The 22,498-nt window shown below is 64.6% G+C and carries 16 protein-coding genes and 1 tRNA gene; 14 read left to right on the forward strand and 3 right to left on the reverse strand.

The window, feature by feature from the left end:
* Positions 1 to 51 precede the first annotated feature (51 nt).
* Complete coding sequence (locus VFA60_05610; protein ID HZQ91251.1) at positions 52 to 3,030, forward strand: ATP-dependent DNA helicase; 2,979 nt, start codon at positions 52 to 54, stop codon at positions 3,028 to 3,030.
* Between the two features lie 278 nt (positions 3,031 to 3,308).
* Here the strand turns inward: VFA60_05610 and VFA60_05615 are convergent, their stop codons facing one another.
* Positions 3,309 to 4,061, reverse strand: a complete 753-nt coding sequence (locus VFA60_05615; protein ID HZQ91252.1) for a CPBP family intramembrane glutamic endopeptidase — start codon at positions 4,059 to 4,061, stop codon at positions 3,309 to 3,311.
* A gap of 75 nt (positions 4,062 to 4,136) precedes the next feature.
* Here VFA60_05615 and VFA60_05620 point away from each other — a divergent pair, with 75 nt between their 5' ends.
* The gene (locus VFA60_05620; protein HZQ91253.1) at positions 4,137 to 5,321 is read left to right on the forward strand and encodes an acetyl-CoA C-acetyltransferase; all 1,185 of its coding nucleotides are present in this window, start codon (positions 4,137 to 4,139) and stop codon (positions 5,319 to 5,321) included.
* 550 nt (positions 5,322 to 5,871) lie between these two features.
* On the opposite strand, the gene VFA60_05625 is transcribed toward VFA60_05620, so the two are convergent.
* The gene (locus VFA60_05625) at positions 5,872 to 6,366 is read right to left on the reverse strand and encodes a DUF6496 domain-containing protein (GenBank protein ID HZQ91254.1); all 495 of its coding nucleotides are present in this window, start codon (positions 6,364 to 6,366) and stop codon (positions 5,872 to 5,874) included.
* A gap of 194 nt (positions 6,367 to 6,560) precedes the next feature.
* Between VFA60_05625 and VFA60_05630 the strand changes: the two genes are divergently transcribed.
* The 10 genes from VFA60_05630 (at position 6,561) to VFA60_05675 (ending at position 20,610) form a co-directional block, all read left to right on the forward strand.
* Entirely contained in the window at positions 6,561 to 8,111 is a 1,551-nt protein-coding gene (locus VFA60_05630; GenBank protein HZQ91255.1) for a YifB family Mg chelatase-like AAA ATPase, read from the forward strand.
* A gap of 231 nt (positions 8,112 to 8,342) precedes the next feature.
* Positions 8,343 to 9,275 (forward strand): hypothetical protein, encoded by a 933-nt coding sequence (locus VFA60_05635; GenBank protein ID HZQ91256.1) that lies wholly within the window; start codon positions 8,343 to 8,345, stop codon positions 9,273 to 9,275.
* A 108-nt stretch (positions 9,276 to 9,383) separates the two neighbouring features.
* Positions 9,384 to 10,691, forward strand: a complete 1,308-nt coding sequence (locus VFA60_05640) for a hypothetical protein (GenBank protein ID HZQ91257.1) — start codon at positions 9,384 to 9,386, stop codon at positions 10,689 to 10,691.
* A 519-nt stretch (positions 10,692 to 11,210) separates the two neighbouring features.
* Complete coding sequence (locus VFA60_05645) at positions 11,211 to 11,432, forward strand: DNA-directed RNA polymerase subunit omega (GenBank protein HZQ91258.1); 222 nt, start codon at positions 11,211 to 11,213, stop codon at positions 11,430 to 11,432.
* A gap of 150 nt (positions 11,433 to 11,582) precedes the next feature.
* Positions 11,583 to 12,833 (forward strand): transcription termination factor Rho, encoded by a 1,251-nt coding sequence (rho, locus tag VFA60_05650; GenBank protein ID HZQ91259.1) that lies wholly within the window; start codon positions 11,583 to 11,585, stop codon positions 12,831 to 12,833.
* A gap of 154 nt (positions 12,834 to 12,987) precedes the next feature.
* Positions 12,988 to 13,731 (forward strand): DNA repair protein RecO, encoded by a 744-nt coding sequence (gene recO, locus VFA60_05655; GenBank protein ID HZQ91260.1) that lies wholly within the window; start codon positions 12,988 to 12,990, stop codon positions 13,729 to 13,731.
* Positions 13,732 to 13,809: 78 nt separating this feature from the next.
* On the forward strand, positions 13,810 to 14,829 hold the full coding sequence (locus tag VFA60_05660) for a glycine--tRNA ligase subunit alpha (protein HZQ91261.1): 1,020 nt from the start codon (positions 13,810 to 13,812) through the stop codon (positions 14,827 to 14,829).
* Positions 14,830 to 15,019: 190 nt separating this feature from the next.
* Complete coding sequence (gene glyS, locus VFA60_05665) at positions 15,020 to 17,245, forward strand: glycine--tRNA ligase subunit beta (protein HZQ91262.1); 2,226 nt, start codon at positions 15,020 to 15,022, stop codon at positions 17,243 to 17,245.
* A gap of 11 nt (positions 17,246 to 17,256) precedes the next feature.
* Positions 17,257 to 20,001: a pyruvate, phosphate dikinase gene (gene ppdK, locus VFA60_05670; GenBank protein ID HZQ91263.1), complete on the forward strand. Its 2,745-nt coding sequence runs from the start codon at positions 17,257 to 17,259 to the stop codon at positions 19,999 to 20,001.
* A gap of 105 nt (positions 20,002 to 20,106) precedes the next feature.
* Positions 20,107 to 20,610, forward strand: coding sequence for a DinB family protein (locus tag VFA60_05675; GenBank protein ID HZQ91264.1), 504 nt, complete (start codon positions 20,107 to 20,109; stop codon positions 20,608 to 20,610).
* Positions 20,611 to 20,616: 6 nt separating this feature from the next.
* Here the strand turns inward: VFA60_05675 and VFA60_05680 are convergent, their stop codons facing one another.
* Positions 20,617 to 21,210, reverse strand: coding sequence for a hypothetical protein (locus VFA60_05680; GenBank protein ID HZQ91265.1), 594 nt, complete (start codon positions 21,208 to 21,210; stop codon positions 20,617 to 20,619).
* Between the two features lie 150 nt (positions 21,211 to 21,360).
* Between VFA60_05680 and VFA60_05685 the strand changes: the two genes are divergently transcribed.
* A complete protein-coding gene (locus VFA60_05685) occupies positions 21,361 to 22,200 on the forward strand; it encodes a glycosyltransferase family 2 protein (GenBank protein HZQ91266.1) in 840 nt (279 codons plus the stop codon).
* 204 nt (positions 22,201 to 22,404) lie between these two features.
* Positions 22,405 to 22,482: transfer RNA gene (locus tag VFA60_05690), tRNA-Glu, on the forward strand.
* The last annotated feature ends 16 nt before the right edge of the window (positions 22,483 to 22,498 follow it).

The following is a 22,498-nucleotide window of genomic DNA, read 5'->3' on the forward strand; positions in this document are numbered from 1 at the left end:
CTTCGATAATCGGGCTTCGCGCCGCACTCTGGCGCATCTTCGCGCCGAATCGTGTACGACAGACTGAACCCGCAACAAAGGATTGCCGTCGATCACGGCCGCGGGCCCATGCTGGTGGTGGCCGGCGCCGGCACGGGCAAGACGACCGTGCTGGTGGAGCGGCTGGTGCGGCTGGTCTCGTCGGGCGAGGCCAAGCCGGAAGAGGTTTTCGCCATCACGTACACCAAGAACGCGGCACAGCAGCTCAAAGACCGTGTCCGCGAGCGGCTGGGCGCGCGGGGGGCGAAGATCTGGACGGGCAACTTCCATGCGTACTGCTACGAGCTGCTGAAACGCCATCGGCGCAACTTCGGGATCCTCGAGCCCAACGATCTGTGGGTGTACCTGCGGAGGCGGATGGCGCGTCGCGAGCTGCCGCTGGAGCGTTACATTCGCGCAGCCGCGCCCGCCGTTTTTCTAAACGACCTGCTCACCTTCTTTGAACGCTGCCACGACGAGCTGGTGGATGCCGCCCGTTATGAACTCTACGTGCAGCAGGTCGCGGCCGGTGAGCTTCCGCCGCCGCGGGTAGCGCGGCAGAAGGAGCAGGACGCGCTCAGCGATGACGAGAAGCTGGCGCGCTGCCGCGAAATTGCACGCGTGTTCCGCGCCGTGGAGCAGATGCTGGCGCGCGAGAAGCTGGGAACATTCGGGCACCAGATCACGCGGGCGGTGTCGCTGCTACGCGAGAAACCCGAGGTGCTCGACGCTGAACGCAGGCGTGCGCGGTATCTGCTGATCGACGAGTTCCAGGACGCGAACTTCGCGCAAATCGAGCTGGCCACGCTGCTGGCCGGCGATGAACGCAACATCTTCGCCGTCGGCGATCCCGACCAGGCCATCTACCAGTTTCGCGGCGCGTCGAGCGCAGCCTTCGACGAGTTCCTCCGGCGCTTTCCGGAGACGCGCGCTGTGACGCTGCGCGAAAACCGGCGGTCGACGTCGCCGATCCTGACGTGCGCCCACAGCGTCATCCGCCGCAACCCTGAGATTTCCGGACCGAGCGCGCAAGTGAGCGAGCTGAAGCGGCGACGGCTCGAGTCGGGCAGGGAAGCGGACGCGAAAGAACGAAGCGAGACACTGCCTCGCGAGCCGGTGAACGTAGTCATCGCCACCAGCGTCGAGGAGGAGGCGGCCAATATTGCCGAGGCGATCGGCCGGATGCAGGAGGCGAGCAGCTGCCGCTGCCCGGAGCAGCGGCACCTGTTCGGGTGGTGCAACTTTGCGGTGCTGTATCGCCAGCACCGGCACCGCGAAGAGGTGATTCGCGAGCTGGCCGCGCGGCGGATTCCGTTCGTCGTGAAGGCGCTCGATGTGCTCGACACGCCCGAGGGGCGCGATGCGATTGCGCTGATGCGCGCGGTCGCCACGGGCGACGGCATCAGCCAGTTCCGCGCGGCGGCGCTGCCGCAATACTCCATTCGCGGCGAGGAGTTCAGGGAGCGGCTGGCGCTGCATCGCGGGAAAGTTGCGGAGGCGCTGGCCGATCTGGAGGGCGGCAAGGCATTGCTGCAGGAAGTGGCCAGCACGCGCGAGGAGGTGCGGCGGCGGCAGCTGAGCGCGAGCGCTGCACTGCACTTCATCGAGCGGCGATTCGCATTGTCCGATTCAGAGCCGCTGCGCGTTCTGCGCGAGTTCGTGGAGCGCTGGCGCGAGAAGCCGCTGGCCGTGCGTGGCGATCTGGATGAGTTCCTTGAGTATCTGGATTGGTACGTTGAATCGGGCGGCAGGGTCGCGCGCCCCGAGGACGACGAAGACACCGCGGTGCCTGATGCCGTGCGCCTGATGAGCGTCCACGGCGCCAAGGGCCTGGAGTTCCAGCACGTGTTCGTGCTGCGGGTCATCAAGCCCGGATTTCCCACCAGCCACCGCGAGCCGTTATTCGAGATGCCGAACGAGCTGCGAGGGCCGGCCGCGCCGGCAACGGATCCCGAGCTGCAGCATTACGAAGAAGAGCGGCGGCTGTTCTACGTGGCGATGACGCGCGCGCGCGACACACTCACGCTCAGCTCCAAGCGGGGCGCCGGTAAGAAGGACCCATCGCCACCCGGATATTTGCGCGAGTTGCTCACCGATCGCGAGGCAGCTCCCTTCCTGCGCCAGCGTGCCGCCGAACCGTACGCCACCGGGTTGGCCGCGGCGGCGCCCGCCTCGGCAGTGGCCGCCTGGATGGAGCTGCCGCCAATGCGGCGCCTTGACCTCGATCCGCTGAGCGCCACCGCGATCGAGAATTACGACCGGTGTCCGCTGAAGTACAAGATGGAGCGCGACTGGAAGCTGCCCGAGGAGCCTGCCGGCGCGCTGAGCAACGGCTGGGCAATGCACACCGCGCTCAAGGCTTTTTTCGATGCCGTGCAGGCGGGGCGGCCGATGACCGAGCCCGAGCTGCAGGCGTGCTTCGCCGCCGCCAGCGCCAGCGTGCAGTTCGAAGACGAATTCCAGCGCGAGTTGTACGCGCAGCAGGGGCGACAGCAGTTGCACGAGTTCTACGAACTGGTGACGCGCTCGCCGTTTCCGCGCGTGCAGGCCACGGAACAGCGCTTCCAGGTGGAAGTCGGAGGAGCGAAGGTGGTGGGCCGCTTCGATCGCGTGGACACGCTCGACGGCGCCGGCGTTGCGATCACCGATTACAAGTCGGGCAGGCCGCGAGACGACGACGATGCCGACCGGAGCTTGCAGCTCTCCGTCTACGCGCTCGCTGCCACCAAGCTGGGGATGCGGCCGGAGCGGCTGGCTTTCTTCAACCTGGAAAACAGCAGCACCGTGACCACTACGCGAAGCGCGAGCGATCTGCGCTCAGCGGAAAACAAGATTGCGGAAATCGCCTCGGCGATCGCCGCCGGAAAGTTTCAGGCGCGGCCCGGATATCACTGCGGCTGGTGTGGATGGCGCTCGCTGTGTCCGGAGACGGAAGAGCGGCTGTTTCAGATCGCGCCGCGATCGGATGCGGCATCGGCGGGCGCGGACGAAAGTCCGCAAACAAAAGACTAAGGGGACGCTCGTCGCGTCCCCTGTATCGACTTGGCGGCCAGTTTAGTGTTTCTTCTTCTTGGCCTTCTTCGCTTTCTTTGCCATTGAACTATTCTCCCTTCGATTGTTCATCGAATAGCAACGATGCTCTGTTGCAATTGTTTGAATGTATAGAGTGATTGAAAAACGATGTCAAGAGAAAAAATGTGACGCGCTGCGGCGAGTGTGCTCAGGTTACGCGCCGCGAAACAGAAAATGCAGCGCGCGATGAAGTGCGCTGCGAGTTCGACGCACAACAATTACTTCAGCAGTCGCAGTGCAAGGCCGCTGATGACGTCATGCCACGCGTGCGCGATCATTCCCGGCCGCAGGCTCTTCCGCCAGTAAGCGAGAACGCCGAACAGGATTCCATAAACGGCGATCACGACCATGCGCCTGGCGCCTTCGTATCCGTGCGAAAGTCCGAACACGATGCCGGAGGCGACGATGCCGATGACGGCGCTGCCGCCGCACAAGGCGGCGAACTGGCGCTGCAGATATCCGCGAAAGACGACTTCCTCGATGAAGCCGGCAACACAGCTGAGCGCGATGAAGAGCGCAAGCTCGGGCCGGGTGGAAGGTGCGAGCGCAAACAGAGTTTTTTTGGCCGCGTCCGCCTGCGCCTGGCCGGCGAGTCCGAGCGCGAACGAAAGACCCGCGAGAACGGCGATCGCGACGATCCAGTAGCCGGCGGCGATCGCCAGGTCGAGCAGGAAATCCTCCGGCGTCTTCCAGCGTCCGGCGATCAGCCTGCGAATGCTTTCGCCGCGGCGGCGAATTCCCAACCAGACCCAGCCGAGCAGCACCAACTCGTAGGCGATTGTGAAAGCGTAAGTGCGAATGCGGCCGTGGCGCGCGATGCTGGCGCCGACCGACGAACTGCCGGCGAGCGACACCGCAACGGCGACGAGAACCAGGACGGCGGTGTGCAGCGGCGACGCCAGCGGGCGCCTGGGCGGCTCAACGGCGGCAGCGGCGGGTGCGGCGGGAGCGGTGACGATGTTTTCGTTCATCGAGGATGGCGGCGAATCGTTCGCCCGCGACGGCCATCTTATAATGAAAGGTCGCGGAGAGCGGAAGGAGCAGTTATGGACGAGACGGTCATCATTTCCGCGGTGCGCACGCCGATCGGAAAATTTCAGGGAGCGCTGGGTGAAGTGCCGGCGCCGGAGTTAGGCGCGATGGTGGTGCGCGAGGCGGTGAAACGCGCGGGGGTCGAGCCGAAGCAGGTCGATGAGTGCATCATGGGCCTGGTGGTCGCGGCCGGACTGGGGCAGAACCCGGCGCGGCAGGCGGCGCTGCGCGGCGGGCTTCTTCCGGAAGCCGGGGCGATGACGATCAACAAAGTGTGCGGCTCAGGCCTGAAGGCGGTGGCGCTGGCGGCGCAGGCGATCCAGACGGGAAACAGCGACATCGTCGTCGCCGGCGGCATGGAGTCGATGAGCAACGCGCCGTACCTGCTGCCGCAGGCGCGCAAGGGATACCGGCTGGGCAACGCGCAGATCGTTGACGCGGTGGTGAATGACGGCCTGTGGGACGTGTACAACAACTACCACATGGGCATGACGGCGGAGAACGTGGCCGAGAAGTACGGCATCACGCGCGCCGAGCAGGATGAGTTCGCGGTGAGCTCGCATCGCAAGGCAGTTGCCGCGCAGAAGGAGTGCCGGTTCAAGTCGCAGATCCTGCCGGTCGAACTGCCGGCCAAGAAGAAAGGGCAGCCGGCGGTCGTGGTCGAGAAAGACGAATCGCCGCGCGAGGACACCACGGCGGAAACTCTGGCGGCGCTGAAGCCGGTCTTCAAGAAAGACGGCACGGTGACCGCCGGCAACGCGCCGGGGATGAACGACGGCGCGGCGGCGCTGGTGGTGACCAGCGCGCTGCGCGCCAAGGAACTCGGCGCCGCGCCGATGGCGCGCATCGTGGCACAGGCGACCAGCGGCGTGGACCCGGCGTGGGTGATGATGGCGCCGGTCTCGGGCGTGCGGAAGATCTGGCAGAAGACCGGGTGGAAGCCGGAAGATGTTGACCTCTACGAACTGAACGAAGCGTTCTCGGTGCAGGCGCTGGCGGTGGTGCGCGAGCTGGGCATCGATCCGGCCAAGGTCAATGTGAACGGCGGGGCGGTGGCGCTGGGACATCCGATTGGCGCCAGCGGCGCGCGCGTGCTGACGACCCTCATCTACGAGATGATGCGGCGCGACGTGCATCGGGGCATCGCCGCGCTGTGCCTGGGCGGAGGGAACTCGGTGGCGATGGCGGTGGAGAGATAGCCAGAGTCGCTGACCCCCTTCCCCCCTCCTACCCTGTGATTGTTTGCAATGAGTTGGAGGCGCGGTTCCCCGGCAAAACACTGCGGATGCGCGGGTTGAGACCGAGGTGCTGACATGAGCGTTTTCAGCGCCGCTGGATTCGAGCCACGGAACACATTGCGGCGCAGCCGTTTAAGTCCGTGGTCTTGAAAGCGCGGGACTTGTTGTCAAAGAACGTTCGTTTTGGGTCCTGCAACAAAGTCAAAGGCGTTTCCCACAAAGGACGCGAAGGGCACACGCAGGAAGCCACTTCACGAGACGGCGATTGCAAACGGGGAAGGCCCCGGAAGCGGAATGCGCTTTCGGGGCCTTCTTATTTCCAGCATAGCAACTTTGAGCGGGGCGATGGGAAGCGCGGCGGGAATTTTCTTGCCAGCAGAATGTGGCGGTTAGCGGGATTTGCGGGCTGGCGGGGGCTTGACACGGTTTGGGCGAGCCGGCCCGCGGGCAGGCGGGCGCGTGAAGCACGAAGAGCCCGCGCGATGAGCGCGGGCCTTCGGTCCGGAGATACTCAGGCGGCGCGACGACGGGTTGCGGCCGCCCTGCGCGCGGCGCGCTGCATGCCCTTCCTGCCCCTGGTGCGCACAGCTTTCGCGGCGGCCTTAGGACGGCTGGCGGCGCCACGGCGGCGGGCGGCGGCGCGGGCCTGGCGCGACAAGCTGCGGCGTGAGGCAGCGCCGCGTCCCTTGCGGCGCAGGGCGCGCGTGGTCGCGCGCGAGCGACGCGCCGACGTCTTTCGGCGGGTGCGCCCGCGTCGCAAGTCGCGCCGCGCCTGTTTCCGCGTTCGAGCGGACGCCCGTCCGCGGCGGGGCGCGGGAAGCTTTACTCCGGCGCGTCTTGCTTTGGAGAGTCCGATGGCGATCGCCTGTTGCGGCGACTCGGCGCCGTGCTTGCCTTCGCGGACGTGTTCTATCTCTTCGCGGACGAATTCGCCCGCCTGGGTGCTGGGTGACTTGCCTTGACGCTCGTCTTCACGGGCACGTTCGATGGTTTCCTTCTCGGGCATCGATCTCCTCCTCTTTCTAGGGGTCCCCAGATGAAACGGATGCGTCGCCGCGGCTTCCGGGATGGACGAGCGGGGCGCAGGTACGTCAGGAAGCGTCATCCACAGGCCCACCGCTCAGTTCCGGGCACAACCGGGCTATACTCGCGCGCTTCGCGCTTGCCAGCGTGAAAGCGCACAGGGATTGGCGTTTTCCAATGCTCTACAAAACACTCAGCGCGGCGGTTTACGGGATTGATGCCAGCATCATCGAGGTTGAGGTTGACGTCTCCGGCATCAAGGAGGCGGAAGACCACTTCATGACGGTTGGGCTGCCGGACGCGGCGGTGCGCGAGAGCCGGGAGCGCATCCGGGCGGCGCTGAAGAACTGCGGCTACGATATTCCGCCAACCCACATCACGATCAACCTGGCGCCGGCGGACATCCGCAAAGAGGGTTCGGGGTTCGACCTGCCGATGGCGATGGGCATCCTGGGAGCGTACGGGGCGATCACGCGCAAGGACCTGAGCGATTTTGTTTTCGTAGGCGAGCTGTCGCTCGACGGCGGGCTGCGCGGCGTGCGGGGCGCGCTGCCGATCGCGATTGAGGCGCGCTCCAAGAAAATCAAGCAGCTGATCGTGCCGGAGGCGAACGCGCGCGAGGCGGCGATGGTGACCGGCGTCGATGTGTTTCCGGTGCGCTCGCTGATCGACGTGGTGAAGTTTCTCAACCAGGGGAACGGCATCGCGCCGGTGCGTGTGGACATGCAGGCGGAGCTGGCGCGGGCGCGGCAGGGCGGCGTGGACTTCCGCGACGTGCGCGGACAGCAGACGGCGAAGCGGGCGCTGGAGGTGGCGTGCGCCGGCGGGCACAACATTCTGATGATCGGGCCGCCGGGATCGGGCAAGACGATGCTGGCCAAGCGCGTGCCGACGATCCTGCCGCCGCTGACTTTCGAAGAAGCGCTGGAGACGACCAAGATCCACAGCGTGGCGGGCGTGCTGGAAGCGGGCGCGGGGCTGGTTGGAGCGCGTCCGTTTCGCGCGCCGCACCACACCATCAGCGACGCGGGACTGATTGGCGGCGGGATGGTGCCGCGTCCGGGAGAAGTTTCGCTGGCGCACAACGGCGTGCTGTTTCTGGACGAGCTGCCGGAGTTTCCGCGCAACGTGCTCGAGGTGATGCGGCAGCCGCTGGAGGATGGGTCGGTGTCGATCGCGCGGGCGGCGATGTCGCTGACGTTTCCGGCGCGCTTCATGCTGGCGGCGGCGATGAATCCGTGTCCGTGCGGATACTTCAACGACCGTTCGAGGGAGTGCCACTGCACGCAGCCGATCATCCAGCGCTATGTGTCGAAGATTTCCGGGCCGCTGCTGGACCGCATCGACATTCACATTGACGTGCCGGCGGTGAACTACAAAGAGCTGCGCGGCGGGGCGGCGCCGGAGGGCTCGGAGCAGATTGCCGCGCGCGTGGAGCGGGCGCGGGAAGTGCAGCTCAACCGCTTCGCGGCGGCGAAGGAGCGGATCTACTGCAACGCGCAGATGGGCCCGCGGCAGATCCGCACCTTCTGCGACCTGAGCACCGAGAGCGAGCGCCTGCTGGAGCGGGCGATGGCGCAGCAGGGGCTGAGCGCGCGCGCGCACGACCGCATCCTGAAGGTCGCGCGCACGGTAGCCGACCTGGAGGGCACGGCCGACATCGCGCCGAAGCACATCGCGGAGGCGATCCAGTATCGGACGCTGGACAGGACGTATTGGGCGTCGTGATTGACGCGGCGATGGCCGTGCACACGTTTCTCGGCCCGGGCTTGCTGGAGAGTGCCTACGGGGCCTGCCTCGCTGAGGAACCTAGGCGGCGAGGCTGCTACGTGGAAACGCAGGTACCCGTTCCTGTCGTGTCTGGCGGAATCAAGCTGGAGTGTGGTTATCGGCAATCAGACGTTTCATGATGGGCACGGACTGGCAATGAACCCTTCGTGTGGCCTTTGTGATTTTCGCGTGAAACGCCTTTTGCTGGCCGGCGCGACAGCGGTCATCCTGAGCACGGCGCTGAAAGCCGAAACGCTGCGCGAGATTCTTGACCAGCACAATGTTCCCACGAACACGCGCTCGGCCGATGATCTTTCCCGGACCGTGGTGAACTACGCGACGTTCGATTCAGACAGCAACTTCGCCATCGCTTACTACGACTCCGGCTCGAACCTGCTGAAGTCGCCGCTGCGCTTTGAGCGTTACGACCGAGTGAAGCGGGAGTGGCGGAGCACGCAACTGCGCGAGGCGCGGCTCTTCGGGCATTCGGCGCGGGACTGGTGCCTGCGGCCGGCGATGGCGCTCGACCACTACGGCGCGTTCTGGTACGTGAGCGTGCACATCAATCCGTCGGCCGGATGCTTGCTGGTGCTCGATGACCAACTGCGGCTGCATAAGACGCTGTACGGGTGGAGTGTTGCCGGATTCGATTCGGGCGAGGTTGTGCTCCGCCACAGCCAGGCGCACTTTGCGCCGACGCATCCGCTGGAGCTGTCGGTCTACGATCCGAGGCGGGACCAGGTGACGAAAATCTATCCGGTTGCCGGCGACCCTTATCGGCACGCATTTGCCGAGCGCATCCGTCCCATGCTCGACCAGGAATGGTGCCGCGAGCGCAATCATCATTGTGACGCTGAGCTGTTCGATGGCGATCTGCGGGAGATCGTGATGAACGACCGGGCGAGCGCGCTGGCATTCGTCGTTGAGGCGGACGCTTCCAGCTACGGCCCGAAGGCGGCCGGCATCGGCAAGATGAATGCGACGTACGTCTACCGGCTTACGCCACGCGGTATCGAGCACATCTCGTTTCCATCGGGCGAGTTGAAGGGGCGCACTGGTGCTGGGGACATGCGTGAAGTTGTGTCACCAGCCGTCATTCAGCGCTTGTTCACTCCGCGATAACGAGTTGCTTTGAAACCGCGCCGGAGCACAGAAAAATCTGCTGCTATACTCCGCCGCATGCCGGCAACTGCTACTCGAGACGTTCGGCGCGAGGAGCATGGCTCTACAGTGCGCGCCGCGATCGTCCTGGCCCTGCTCACGCTTGTGTTGCAGGCGGTGTCGGCAACCTGGGTTGTCCACAGTTTCGAGTCGCCCAACGGCACCACGCTGCTGGCGCGAACGTGGCTGCGGAGGGGCGAGTACGGGCTCTTTTCCTGGCAGCGGCTGGTGGGATGGAGCCACGTTGCATCGCGGGTTGAGCCGCTGCGGATGTTCCATCTTCCCGGCGCGGCCGTCTATCAGTTGGCGGTCTTTGAGACCCTTCCCGAGCCATTCCACCGCTATCAGCAGCTGCCGATCACGCTGCTGTTCGTGCTGGCGGTGTTCCGGGTTGCGACCCTGGCCGGCGGCACTCGCGCAGGAGCGGCGGCAGGATTTCTGGCGGCCTGCTATCCGTTCATGGTGGTCCACGGCCCGGTGTGGGACGACGCCATGCTGGGCGCAGCGCTGGAGTGGGCGGCGCTGGCCATGATCGTGAGTGCGATCATGGAGCGCAGTGAATCGCGGCCGTGGTGGCGTGCGGCAACGCTGGCCCTGCTGTGCGGTTACGCCGCACTGGTTCGCGCCGAAAGCCAGGTCACGATGGCGGCGACGGCCGTCACGCTCATCCTGGCCAAGCGTGTGCGGCTGCGGCGCGAGGGAATGGCGATGCTGCTCGGCGTGGCCATCGCAGTGTTCGCGTGGGGCGAGCGCAACCGCTCGCTGACGGGTTCCTTCTTCACGGGCACCAGCCACGACGGGATCACGCTGTACGAATCGAACTACGACCACGCCATGGAGGCGCTGCTCACGCGGGGGCAGGTTGAGGTCCTGAACGAGACCTACATGCAGGCCGAGTTCACCCACGCCGCCACCCTCGGGAACGAACTTGAGATGGACCGCTACTTCCGGCAGCTTGGGGTGGAGCAGATCCGGTCACATCCGGTGCGCACGCTGCGGTGGGGAGTCGTGAAGCTGGCGGTCACACTGACGGGCGTGGGGCCGCAGTTTTCGCTTGTCTCGCTGAAAAACCTGGTGGCGCTGGGCAGTTCGCTGGCGCTTTATGCGCTGGCCATGGCCGGCTACTTTGGTATGCGACGCGGGCCGGCATGGCGCGAGGCGCTGATGCCGGGGCTCTTCCTGGCGGTGGCGCTGCCTACCGTGGTGGGGGCGCTGATTGGCCCGGCCGGCTTCCGCTACCAGATGCCGCTGCTGGGGATGTGGTTCGTGATGGGCGGCGCCGGGCTTTGGCAAATGACGTCGCTGCGCGACCGGGACCGGTTGAGGCGGCACCGACCGGTAGAGCGGGAGCAAGCGCGGGCGAAGCAAGTGTCCTGAAAAGTGCGTGGGGCTCCCACCTCCGCGAAATGATGGTGGAAGGGTGGGGCAGGCACAGTCGTGCCGGCGCGAGGCACGCGGACGGGGCCGCCCGCGTCCACACGGTCCGAGGGCACCCGGGGTTCGGAGATCACGTGCCGACGGGCGAGGGCGCCCGTCGCTACAACTTTGAATGGCAGCGGTGCGAGCGGCAACTGCCAATGTCCATCCTAAGCTGCTGAAAACAAATTGGTAAGGTACTTACAAAAAGGGTTGACCTGTGGCCTCAGGTGCCTTAAGTTAATGGCCTGTGGCAAGTTGGAGCGGCTCGTAAGGGGTAGTTCGGGACTTCCTCCGCAGCATCCTCCATCCAGGCGCTGATTCGTCGCGTAAGAATAAGGGTGCAACTCACACCGTGGGGTCGGCATCTATTTGCAGTAGAAGTGTAATTTTCCCAGACAGGGCAAACGGCTCAGGCTCCCCCAGAGCAGATCGGTGGCAACGGGCAGAGCGCCGGCTGAAAGGTGACAGGAGAAACCTATGCGTTCTGATCTCGTATTTGGCGCCGTGAAGACGGTGCAGAACCGGTACATGCTGTGCCAGGTGGCGTCGAAGGCGACGCGCAAGTTCCACCGTCCGAACACGCGCATTCAGGAGACGACCAACGAGGTGCTCGAGCGGGTGTCGAGCACCGAGCGCCTCGGCGTGATGGCCGAGCGGTCGCAGGCTGTGCTTGCAGAACCCCGCCGCCGAGCGGCATAATAGGACTTCGTTCCAGCGACTTGCTCCGCCTTACACTTTCATTTTTCCAGCCCTGAGGCAGCGGAGCGAGGAACGCTCCAGGTTTTCGGCCCAAATCTTCTGGCTCGCTGCTGAGTAGCCCCCCTGTTTCGAATTCTCCCGTAGGTGAACATGACCATCTCAGAACTGAAAGAAAAGAACATAACCGAATTGACCCGCATCGCCCGTTCGCTGGACCTTCCGGGCGCCAGCGGCCTGCGCAAGCAGGACCTCATCTTCAAAATCCTTCAGGCGCAGAGCGAGAAGGAAGGGCACATTTTCGCGGAAGGCGTGCTGGAAATTTTGCCGGACGGGTACGGGTTTTTGCGGTCGCCCGACTACAACTACTTGCCCGGGCCGGACGACATTTACGTTTCGCCGTCGCAGATCCGCAAGTTCGACCTGAAGACGGGCGACACGATCAGCGGCCAGGTGCGTCCGCCGCACGAGGGCGAGAAGTACTTCGCGCTCGTCAAAATCGAAGCGGTGAACTTCGAGTCGCCGGAAGAGGCGCGCAACAAGATCCTGTTCGACAACCTGACGCCGCTGTATCCGCAGGAGCGGATCAAGCTGGAGACGGTGAAGGACAACATCGGGGCGCGCGTGATGGACCTGCTCACGCCGCTGGGCAAAGGGCAGCGCGGCCTGATCGTTTCGCCGCCCCGCGCCGGCAAGACGATGATCCTGCAGAACATCGCGAACTCGATCACCACGAACCATCCGGAAGTGGTGCTCATCGTGCTGCTGATTGACGAGCGCCCCGAAGAAGTGACCGACATGCAGCGCTCGGTGAAGGGCGAAGTGATCAGCTCGACCTTCGACGAGCCGGCGGCGCGGCACGTGCAGGTGGCGGAAATGGTGATTGAAAAAGCGAAGCGCCTGGTCGAGCACAAGCGCGACGTGGTGATCCTGCTGGACTCGATCACGCGACTGGCGCGGGCGTACAACACCATCGTTCCGCCCTCGGGCAAAGTGCTCTCCGGCGGCGTGGACTCGAACGCGCTGCAGCGCCCGAAGCGATTCTTCGGCGCGGCGCGCAACATCGAAGAGGGCGGCTCGCTGACGATCATCGCGACGGCGCTGATCGAAACCGGGTCGCGCATGGACGACGTGATCTTTGAAGAGTTCAAGGGCACGGGCAACTGCGAAGTCATCCTCGACCGCAAGCTGAGCGACAAGCGCGTCTTCCCGGCGATCGACATTCAGCGCTCGGGGACGCGCAAGGAAGAGCTGATCATTCCCAAGGACGATCTGGCGCGCATCTGGGTGCTGCGCAAAGTGCTGAACCCGCTGTCGCCGGTGGAAGCGATGGAATTGCTGATCGACAAGCTCAGCAAGACGCGCGCGAACGCCGAGTTCCTGTCGAACATGAGTTCGCTGTAAGGCCACGCGTGAAAGTGTGACGGGAGCCCGCAAGGGTCCCCGTTTTTCTATTGGCAGCGCGCTCCGCCTTTCCATCCACGCTCGAGTGCATTAGAATCGGTGGTCAGCCGCGTTCCGTTCCGCGTTTCCGTAACTCCCGCGCGAGTGTGGGCAGATGCCTCTGAAGCAGTCTGAGGCGGTGGTGTTGCGCAGCTATCCGTTGCGCGAGGCCGACCTGCTGGTGTCGTTCTTCACCCGCGCTGAGGGCAAGGTGAAGGGAGTGGCGCGGGCGGCGAAGAAGTCGAAGAAGCGCTTCGGCGGAGCGCTGGAGCCGCTCACGTATGTGCGGCTCTACTGGGAAGACCGCGAGGGACACGAGCTGGCGCGGGTGGATTCCTGCGACGTGCTCGACTCGCCGCTTTCGACCGAGGTGGATTATCCGCGCGCGGTTGGTTTGGCGCACCTGGCCGAGCTGGTGGACGAGCTGCTGCCGGACCGGGAGGCGAACGAAGTGGTTTTTCGCCTGCTCGTCTCGGTGCTGCCGCGCCTGCGCGCCGGGTCAGTGTGGATGCCGCTTACGTACTTCGAACTGTGGATGGCGCGGCTCACCGGCGTGCTGCCCGAGCTGGGCGCGTGCATGGTGTGCGGCGAGGCACTCAACGGAAGCCGGGCATTTTTCCATCCGCTGGCGGACGGGCTGATGTGCGCAAACGACAAGCGGCTGGCTTCGTCGGAGATGGCGCGCGAGTCGCGCATACTGGCGGCGGAGATGTTCCGCGCGCCAGTGGAGAAGTTCGACAACGGTGAAGCGTGGCCGCGCGAGCGCGCCCGCGACCTGCGCAGGTTCCTGGTCCAGCTCATCGAGCGGCACATCGAGAAGAAGCTGGTCACGGCCAGCATGCTGGAGAAAATCGAATAGCACTCAGCACTCGGCACTCAGCATTCAGCCAGTGGAGAGTGGAGCACGAACGCGCAAGGGCTGAATGCTGACTGCTGAATGCTGACGGTTTCGAACAAACCGACCTATCAGGACATCATCCTCAAGCTCCAGTCGTTCTGGGCGGAGCGCGGGTGTGTGCTGCAGCAGCCGTATGACGCGGAGGTGGGCGCGGGGACGATGGCGCCGGAAACGTTTCTGCGCGTGCTGGGGCCGCAGCCGTACAAGGTGGCATACGTGCAGCCTTCGCGGCGTCCGGCGGACGGGCGCTACGGCGAGAACCCGAACCGGCTGTACAAGCACATGCAGCTCCAGGTCATCCTGAAGCCGCCGCCGGAAAACGTGCAGGAGCTGTTCCTGGAGTCGCTGGCGGCGATCGGCATTGACCTCGGCAAGCACGACATCAAGTTCGAGGAAGACAACTGGGAGTCGCCGACGCTGGGCGCGTGGGGCATCGGGTGGCAGGTGATGCTGGACGGCCTGGAGATCACGCAGTTCACTTACTTCCAGCAGTGCGGCGGCGTGGACCTGGACCCGATCTCGGCGGAACTGACGTACGGGCTGGAACGGCTGACGGCGTTTCTGCAGGACGTGGAGTCGGTGTACGACATCGTGTGGGCGCGCGAAGCATCCCAGCAAGCCAAGACCGGGCTTGCCGGAGACCCTGCGCGTGACCCTGATAGCGGCCGCGTGACGACCTACGGCGACGTGCGTCTCGCCGACGAGGTCCAGTTCAGCGTGTACAACTTCGAGGCCGCGGACGTGGAGAAGGCGTGGCAGCATTTCGACCTGTATGAGGCGGAGTGCAGGCAGCTGTTGCAGTCGTACGCGGCGCGTGCGAAGCGGAAGGACGCCTCGCCGGAAGAATTGAAGCGTTTCCCCGTGCTGCCGGCATTCGATCTCTGCCTGAAGTGCTCGCACCTGTTCAACATTCTGGACGCGCGCGGAGCGATCAGCGTGACCGAGCGCGTGGGCGTGATTGCGCGTGTGCGGCAGCTCGCAGTGGGCGTGGCGAAGGCGTGGGTGGAGCAGCAGAGCGCTGAAGTGGCGCCGGCGGGCGCCGAGGCAGTGGCGGACTAACCGCACTTAGGGAGTTGGCACTTGGCAGTGAAGGATTGTGGAAGCGCCCGCGAAAAAAAACAAAAGCGGTCCACACGAAGGACACGAAGGGCACACGAAGGACACGAAGGAGCTGCGGACGGTGATGGACTAAACGCCAAGTGCCAAGCGCTCCTTGCCAGAGCATGACGCCTGTTGCTTGTGAATAAGAATGCCTGACTTTCTGCTCGAAATCGGAACTGAAGAGATCCCGGCGCGAATGATTGATGCTGCTGCGGCCGAACTCCAGCGCCGGGTCACCGATCTGCTGGGCGCCGAGCGCCTGTCGCCTTCGTCAGACGTTGGGTATTTCGCCACGCCGCGACGGCTTGCGGTGTATGCGCACGGCGTTCCTGCCGGTCAGCCCGACGTGGAAGAGCAGGTCACCGGTCCCGCGGCCAAAGTGGCGTTCAAGGACGGCAAGCCCGCTCCGCCGGCCGAGGCGTTTGCGAAGAAGGTTGGCCTGCCGGTCGAGAAGCTGGAGAAGGTGACCACGCCGAAGGGCGAATATCTCTCAGCGCGCATCAGGCGCAAGGGCCGCGGGACGGGCGCGCTGCTCGGCGAATTGCTGCCGAAAGAAATTGCGGCACTCTACTGGCCCAAGAGCATGTACTGGCGCGCGGGCAAGCCCGAACGCTTCGTGCGGCCGGTGCGCTGGATGGTTGCGTTGCTTGACGGGGAAGTGATTCCGCTGGAGTTCGCGGGCGTGCGCGCGGGGCGCGAGTCGCGGGGACACCGCGTGCTGTCGTCGGGCGCGGTGAGCATCGGATCGCCGAAGGATTACGCCGACGCGCTGAGCAAAGCATCGGTCATGCCCAGCCCGGCGGCGCGCGAGGAGCACATCCGCAAGCAGCTCGACGCCGCCACGCGCGCGATTCCCGGAGCCCGCTGGCGTGAGGACGCTGAGCTGCTGAGGAGCGTGGTGAACCTGACGGAGTGGCCATCGGTGGTCCTGGGCAGCTTCGACCGCGAGTATCTTTCGCTGCCGGAGGAAGTGCTGGTCACGGTGATGCGCGACCACCAGAAGTATTTCGCGGTCGAAGACGCGAGCGGAAAGCTGGCGCCGCACTTCCTCGCGGTGCTCAACACCACGGGCGACCCGGCCGTGATCCGCCATGGCAACGAGCGCGTGCTGCGCGCGCGCTTCAACGACGCGCGCTTCTTCTGGCAGCAGGACCAGAAGATTTCGATGAAGGACCGCGTGGCGCTGCTCAAGGCAGTCACGTTCCAGAAGGACCTGGGCAACTACTACGATAAGACGATCCGGGTGCAGAAGCTGGCCAGCGTGGTCTCGGAAATCCTGAAGGACGCCGGCGTCGCCATCCGGCCGGGCGTGATCCACAAAGCGGCGCTGCTTGCCAAGGCCGACCTGACCACCGAGATGGTGAAGGAGTTCACTGAACTGCAGGGCATCGTGGGCGGGCTCTACACGCGCGCGCAGACAATTGACGAGATGGTGCCCGAGGCGACGCGCTTCGCCATCGCGGACGCGGTTTACGACCAATACAAACCCGAGTCCATGGACGACCGCGTGCCGCGGACGGTGGAAGGCGCCGTGCTCGCCCTTGCCGACAAGGCCGACACGATTGCGGGAATGTTTGCCTTAGGCCTGGCGCCCAGCGGTTCGAAGGACCCGTTTGCGCTGCGGCGCGCGGCCAACGGCATTGTGAAGACCATCGCCGAACACAAGCTGCCGCTGAGCCTCACGAAGCTGTTCGTCTCCGCCATCAACGGGCATGACGGATCGCCGGCGCAGGCAAAGTTCGCGCGGCCCGAAGAGTTGATGAAGAGCGCAGGCAAGGACCCACACCGCGTTCTGTGGCAGTGTCCCACGGGCGCGACCGCCGCTTGCCGGGCGCTGGGCGTGGCGCTGGAACGCTTCATGACGGAGCGGTTGGAGTTCTACTTGCGCGACGTTCGCGGCTTCGCCTACGACGTGGTGAAGGCGGTTCTCGCCGCCGGAAACGACGATGTGGTGGATGCGATCGCGCGGGCGGAAGCGGTGACGAGGGTCCGCGGTTCGGAGGATTTCGCCGCGCTCTCGGTCGCGTTCAAGCGCATTCGCAACATCCTGCGCCAGGCCGAAGAGAAGGAGCCCGGCGCATCGGCAGGAGAGCTTTCCAGCGGCACGCTGGAGGGCGCGGAAAAGGACCTGTTCGACGCAATGAGGAAAACGTCGCAAACGGTTGAGCCGCTGCGCGGCAACAAGAAGTACGAGCAGGCCCTGACCGAGATTTCACGGCTGCGTCCCGTGGTGGACGCGTTCTTCGACAAAGTCATGGTGATGGCTGAAGACCGCGAAGTCCGCAGGCGGCGGCTGAGGCTGCTGGGCGCTTTGCTCGGGGAGTTTTCGCGCATTGCCGATTTTTCCGAGATCGTTACAGAAGGGAAGAGCTGAAAGCGAGACGAATGAGCACGCAAACGATTCCGCAGACTGAGTCGCGCACGGAGAGACGCGCGGAGCATGCCACCAAATACGTTTACTTCTTCGGCGGCGGGAAGGCCGAGGGCAACGGCAAGATGAAGGACGCGCTCGGCGGCAAGGGCGCGGGGCTTGCGGAGATGACCAACGCCGGCCTGCCCGTGCCTCCCGGCTTCACCATCCAGACCGACGCCTGCCGCGAATACATGCGCACCAACGGCGGCGTGAGCGAGGCAGTGACCGAGCAGATGGAAGCGGCGCTGCGCCGGCTGGAAGACCTGCAAAAGCAGAAGCTCGGCGCGGGCGAGAACCCGCTGCTGGTGAGCGTGCGCTCGGGCGCCAAGTTCAGCATGCCGGGCATGATGGACACGATCCTGAACCTCGGGCTGAACGACGTTTCGGTGGAAGCGCTGGCGCGCCGCTCGAACAACCCGCGCTTTGCCTACGATTCTTATCGTCGTTTGATTCAGATGTTCGGCAACGTGGTGCTCGACATCCCGAAGCACGCTTTCGATGAAGTCTTCGACGCCAAAAAGAAGCAGAAAAAGGCCAAGCTCGACACTGACCTCGACGCCAAGGCGCTGAAGGAAGTGATTGAGGAGTACAAGAAGGTCGTGAAGAAGCACGCCAAACGCGACTTCCCGCAGGACCCTCACGAGCAGCTGGTGATGGCGCGCGATGCCGTGTTCCGCTCGTGGAACAACGAGCGCGCGAAGCACTACCGGCGCATCAACAACATCTCTGACGATCTGGGCACTGCCGTCAATGTGCAGGCGATGGTGTTCGGGAACCTGGGCGAGACCAGCGGGACCGGCGTGGGCTTCACGCGCAATCCTTCGACCGGCGCGAAGGAGTTCTACGGCGAGTTCCTGATGAACGCGCAGGGCGAAGACGTGGTGGCGGGCATCCGCACGCCGGTGCACATCTCCGAGCTGAACAGAATCATGCCGCAGGTCTACGAGCAGCTGCGCGACATCACCACGCGGCTGGAGAAGCACTACAAGGACCTGCAGGACTTCGAGTTCACGATCCAGGACGGCCGGCTGTACATGCTGCAAACGCGCAACGGAAAGCGCACCGGCCGCGCTGCCGTCCGGGTGGCGATCGACATGGTGGAAGAGGGGCTGATCACGAAAGAGGAAGCCATCTTCCGCGTGGATCCCAACCAGCTTTATGACTTCCTGGTCCCGAAGCTCGATGAGAAGAGCGTGAAGATCGAAGTGCTCGCGACGGGACTGCCGGCGTCGCCAGGCGCGGCCGTCGGCCAGATCGTGTTTACGGCCGACGATGCGGTGAAGAAGGTGGGTCCGGACCGCAGCAATCCGGTGATTCTGGTGCGCGCGGAAACCACGCCGGAAGACATTCACGGCATGGAAGTCGCCGCCGGGATTCTCACCTCGCGCGGCGGCATGACGAGCCACGCCGCCGTGGTGACACGCGGCATGGGTAAGTGCTGCGTGGCGGGCGCGGGCGACATTGAAGTGGACGAGAAGAAGCGCGAGATGCGCGTCAAGGGCAAGACGCTGCGCGAAGGCGACTGGATTTCACTCGACGGCACCACGGGCCGCGTGATCAACGGCCGCCTGAACACGGTCGAGGCATCGCCCGATGATGCCGACCTGCAGACGATCATGTCGTGGGCGGAGCCGTTCCGCACCATGGGCGTGCGGGCGAACGCGGACATTCCGCGCGACGCCATTCAGGCGCGCGCGTTTGGCGCGGAGGGCATCGGGCTGTGCCGCACCGAGCACATGTTTTTCGCCGAGGACCGCATCGCGCACATGCGGGCGATGATCCTGGCGTCGAACGAAAAAGACCGCCGCGCCGCGCTGAAGAAGCTGCTGCCCATGCAGCGCGCCGACTTCATCGGCGTGTTCCGGGCGATGGACGGCTTTCCGGTAACCATCCGCACGCTCGATCCGCCGCTGCACGAGTTCCTGCCGCGCCGCGAAGAGCTGATGGTGGAGATCGGGAAGCTGGAAGTCACCAAGCCGCGCTCGCCCAAATTGCGCGAACTGCAAGCATTGCTGCGGCGAGTGGAAGAGCTGCACGAGTTCAACCCGATGCTAGGGCACCGTGGTTGCCGGCTCGGCATCACGTATCCGGAGATCACCGAGATGCAGGCGCGCGCCATCTTCGAAGCGGCGGTAAAGGCCGCTTCGGAGGGCGTGAAGGTCTTTCCGGAAGTCATGATCCCGCTGGTGGGCACGCTGAAAGAAATGGCCAACCAGAAGGAGATCGTGAAGCGCGTTGCGGAGGAAGTCTTCGCGGAAAAAGAACGCCGCGTGGACTATCTGGTGGGCACCATGATCGAGTTGCCGCGGGCGGCGCTAGTGGCCGACGAGATCGCGCGTGAAGCCGAGTTCTTCAGCTTCGGCACGAACGACCTGACGCAAACCACGTTCGGCTTCTCGCGCGACGACATCAACAAGTTCCTGCCCGCGTATCTGGGCCACGGCATCCTGAAGCAGGACCCGTTCGCCGCGCTGGATCGCGAAGGCGTGGGCAAGCTGGTGCGCATGGGCGTGGAACTCGGACGCCAGGCCAATCCCAAGCTGAAGGTCGGCATCTGCGGCGAACACGGCGGCGAGCCGAGTTCAGTGGAGTTCTGCTACCAGGTTGGGCTCAACTACGTCTCGTGCTCGCCGTTCCGCGTGCTCACGGCGCGCCTGGCGGCAGCGCAGGCGGCGGCCACCACGAAGCTGAACGTGGAGGGCGGCCGCACCAAGTAGCTCGCCATATTCCGGAAGTCGAGGACGTTGCGGGCCCAATCCTAGCGACCTCCAGCGTCCTCTTTTTTGTCAGGAAGTCCACTGCACGGTCAACGGAGAGCACGTATGTCCGTAAGCCAATCGCTGCTGCCTGAGTTCGAACAGGAGATGAAGAGCACGCGTAAAACGCTGGAGCGCGTGCCCGAAGACAAGTTCGGCTGGAAGCCTCACGACAAATCCAGGACGATCGGGCAACTGGCGGCGCACCTGGCGGAAATTCCCACGTGGGCAAATGGCGCCATCCAGAAGGACTGGGTGGACGTCAAGCCCGTGACGCCGCCGCCGAGGCGTGCACTGACCAGCCGCCAGGAGATTCTCGATGCTTTTGACCGCGGCGTCGTAGCGCTCCGCGACCTGGTCAACTCGACTGCCGATCAAAGCTGGATGGCAAGCTGGACGTTGCAGGCAAGCGGGAAGACGCTCTTCACGATTCCGCGGGTCGCGATGTGGCGCAGCTTCGTGATGAACCACATGATCCATCACCGGGCGCAGCTCGGCGTTTACCTGCGCATCAATGACGTGCCGCTCCCGTCGATTTATGGGCCGTCGGCGGACGAGAGCCCGATGTAGGCGAGTTCAGTGCACTTTTTGCAGCCGCGCGATGAGCTTCTGGGCCAGGTTCTCGTCCGACTCGGACCAGAGGACGCGCCCGCTGATACCGCAGTTCTTCTCGACCGCGTTGGTGAAGTTGATCAGCTTTTGCACGTTGGCGCGCACGCGCACTTCCGCGTCGGTAAAGTCCAGCTCTTCCTGAAGGAACGGCGCATCGAGGCCGAGGTCAACCTGCAGGTGTCCGTGCTGCTGGAAGATACCGTCGTCAAACCTGAGGCCGTGTGCGGCGAAGCGCACCGGCTCGGGACGCAGCTGCCAGCGCCGAGGGTCGTCTTCGTTAGGCGTCCACAGGTCCCAGCGCGCTTCGAATTCATACGCGTAGTCTTCGTGTAAGAACTCAGCCGCGAAGCTGACCGCGCGCTCCGGGTCGGCGCCAAAGTCGAAGCTCTGCGCGTACACCGACGCCTCGCTCCATGAGACGGGATACACGGCGACCGAGTTCACGCCGGGCCGCGCAGCCGAGAAAGGGAATTGCTTCAGCACGGAAAGCGTGCGCGGAAGCATTTCCTTCTCGGAGAAGGTTGGGAACCACAAACTCAGGTAAAGAGAGTCGGCCATGGTCAACGTATCGGATGTGAGGGCAGCCGCCGCGTTGCCCGTGGCGCATCGGACGTCCGCGCGGTATTCACAAACAACGTCGCGACAGCATACCAGCAAGCGGTGCTCGGTGCAGGGCGAAGCCGCGCCGACTGTGCTATAACCGCAGGAATGTCTTCCGCTGAACCAGAAGCGTTACGACCACGCCCGCGGGTGGTGGTGGTGATGCCCGCCTACAACGCGGCGCGCACGCTGAAGCTCACGTATACCAGCCTGCCGCACGAGCGTGTGGACCACGTGATTTTGGTGGACGACGGCAGCTCCGACGAGACGCTGGCGATCGCGCAGGAGCTCGGGCTACAGATCTTCGTTCACAACCGGAACTACGGGTATGGCGCGAACCAGAAGACCTGTTATCGCGAGGCGCTGAAGGCAGGCGCGGAGATCGTGGTGATGGTGCATCCGGATTACCAGTACGATCCGCGGCTTCTGCCGGCGGTGATTGAGCCGATCGAGCGCGGCCAGGCCGACATGGTGCTGGGCTCGCGCCTCATGGGCAGCAGCCCGATGGCGCAGGGAATGCCGTGGTGGAAGTATCTCTCGAACCGCGCGCTCACGACGCTCGAGAACTGGGCCTTCGGCCTGCGCCTCTCCGAGTACCACACCGGGTATCGCGCGTTCGACGCCCGCGTGCTCGAGTCGGTGAACCTGGCGATGAATTCCGACCAATTCATCTTCGACCAGGAGATCATCGCGCAGGTTGTCGCAGCCGGGTTCCGCATTGCAGAAGTGCCCGTGCCGACGCGCTATTTTCCCGAGGCCTCGTCGGCGGGTTTTCTGGTGAGCGTGCGATACGGCTGCGGCATTCTGTGGCTGATGAAGCGCTACCTGCTGCACCGCCTGGGCATCTGGCGGCAGAAGCAATTTCTCTCGCTCAAGCAGCGTTACGCCGCCGTCCCGCTCGGCCAGGACGAGTCGCGTGCGGCGGTGGAGCGCAACGAGAGCGCATGAGGAAAACAGGCACGATCGGGGACCGATGTGACAAAGTCAGCGCGCGGAACCGGTCCTTTCGCATTGCTCAGGATTTCGGCAACGGGCTGCTGCTTCCCTTGCCCGCAAAGCGCCTCAACTTTGACGCCTTCGCACCGCCGCTGCTACCATGAAGTGAGCGCTCAGCGCTGTTGGGAGCGCATGCGCGTCCCGCCTTTCGATCGCGTCCCCGTCGTCTAGCCCGGCCTAGGACATCGCCCTTTCACGGCGGTAACACGGGTTCAAATCCCGTCGGGGACGCCAAGTCCCTTCGCGATGA

Source organism: Terriglobales bacterium, assembly GCA_035651995.1.
Taxonomy (GTDB): domain Bacteria; phylum Acidobacteriota; class Terriglobia; order Terriglobales; family Acidobacteriaceae; genus DASRER01.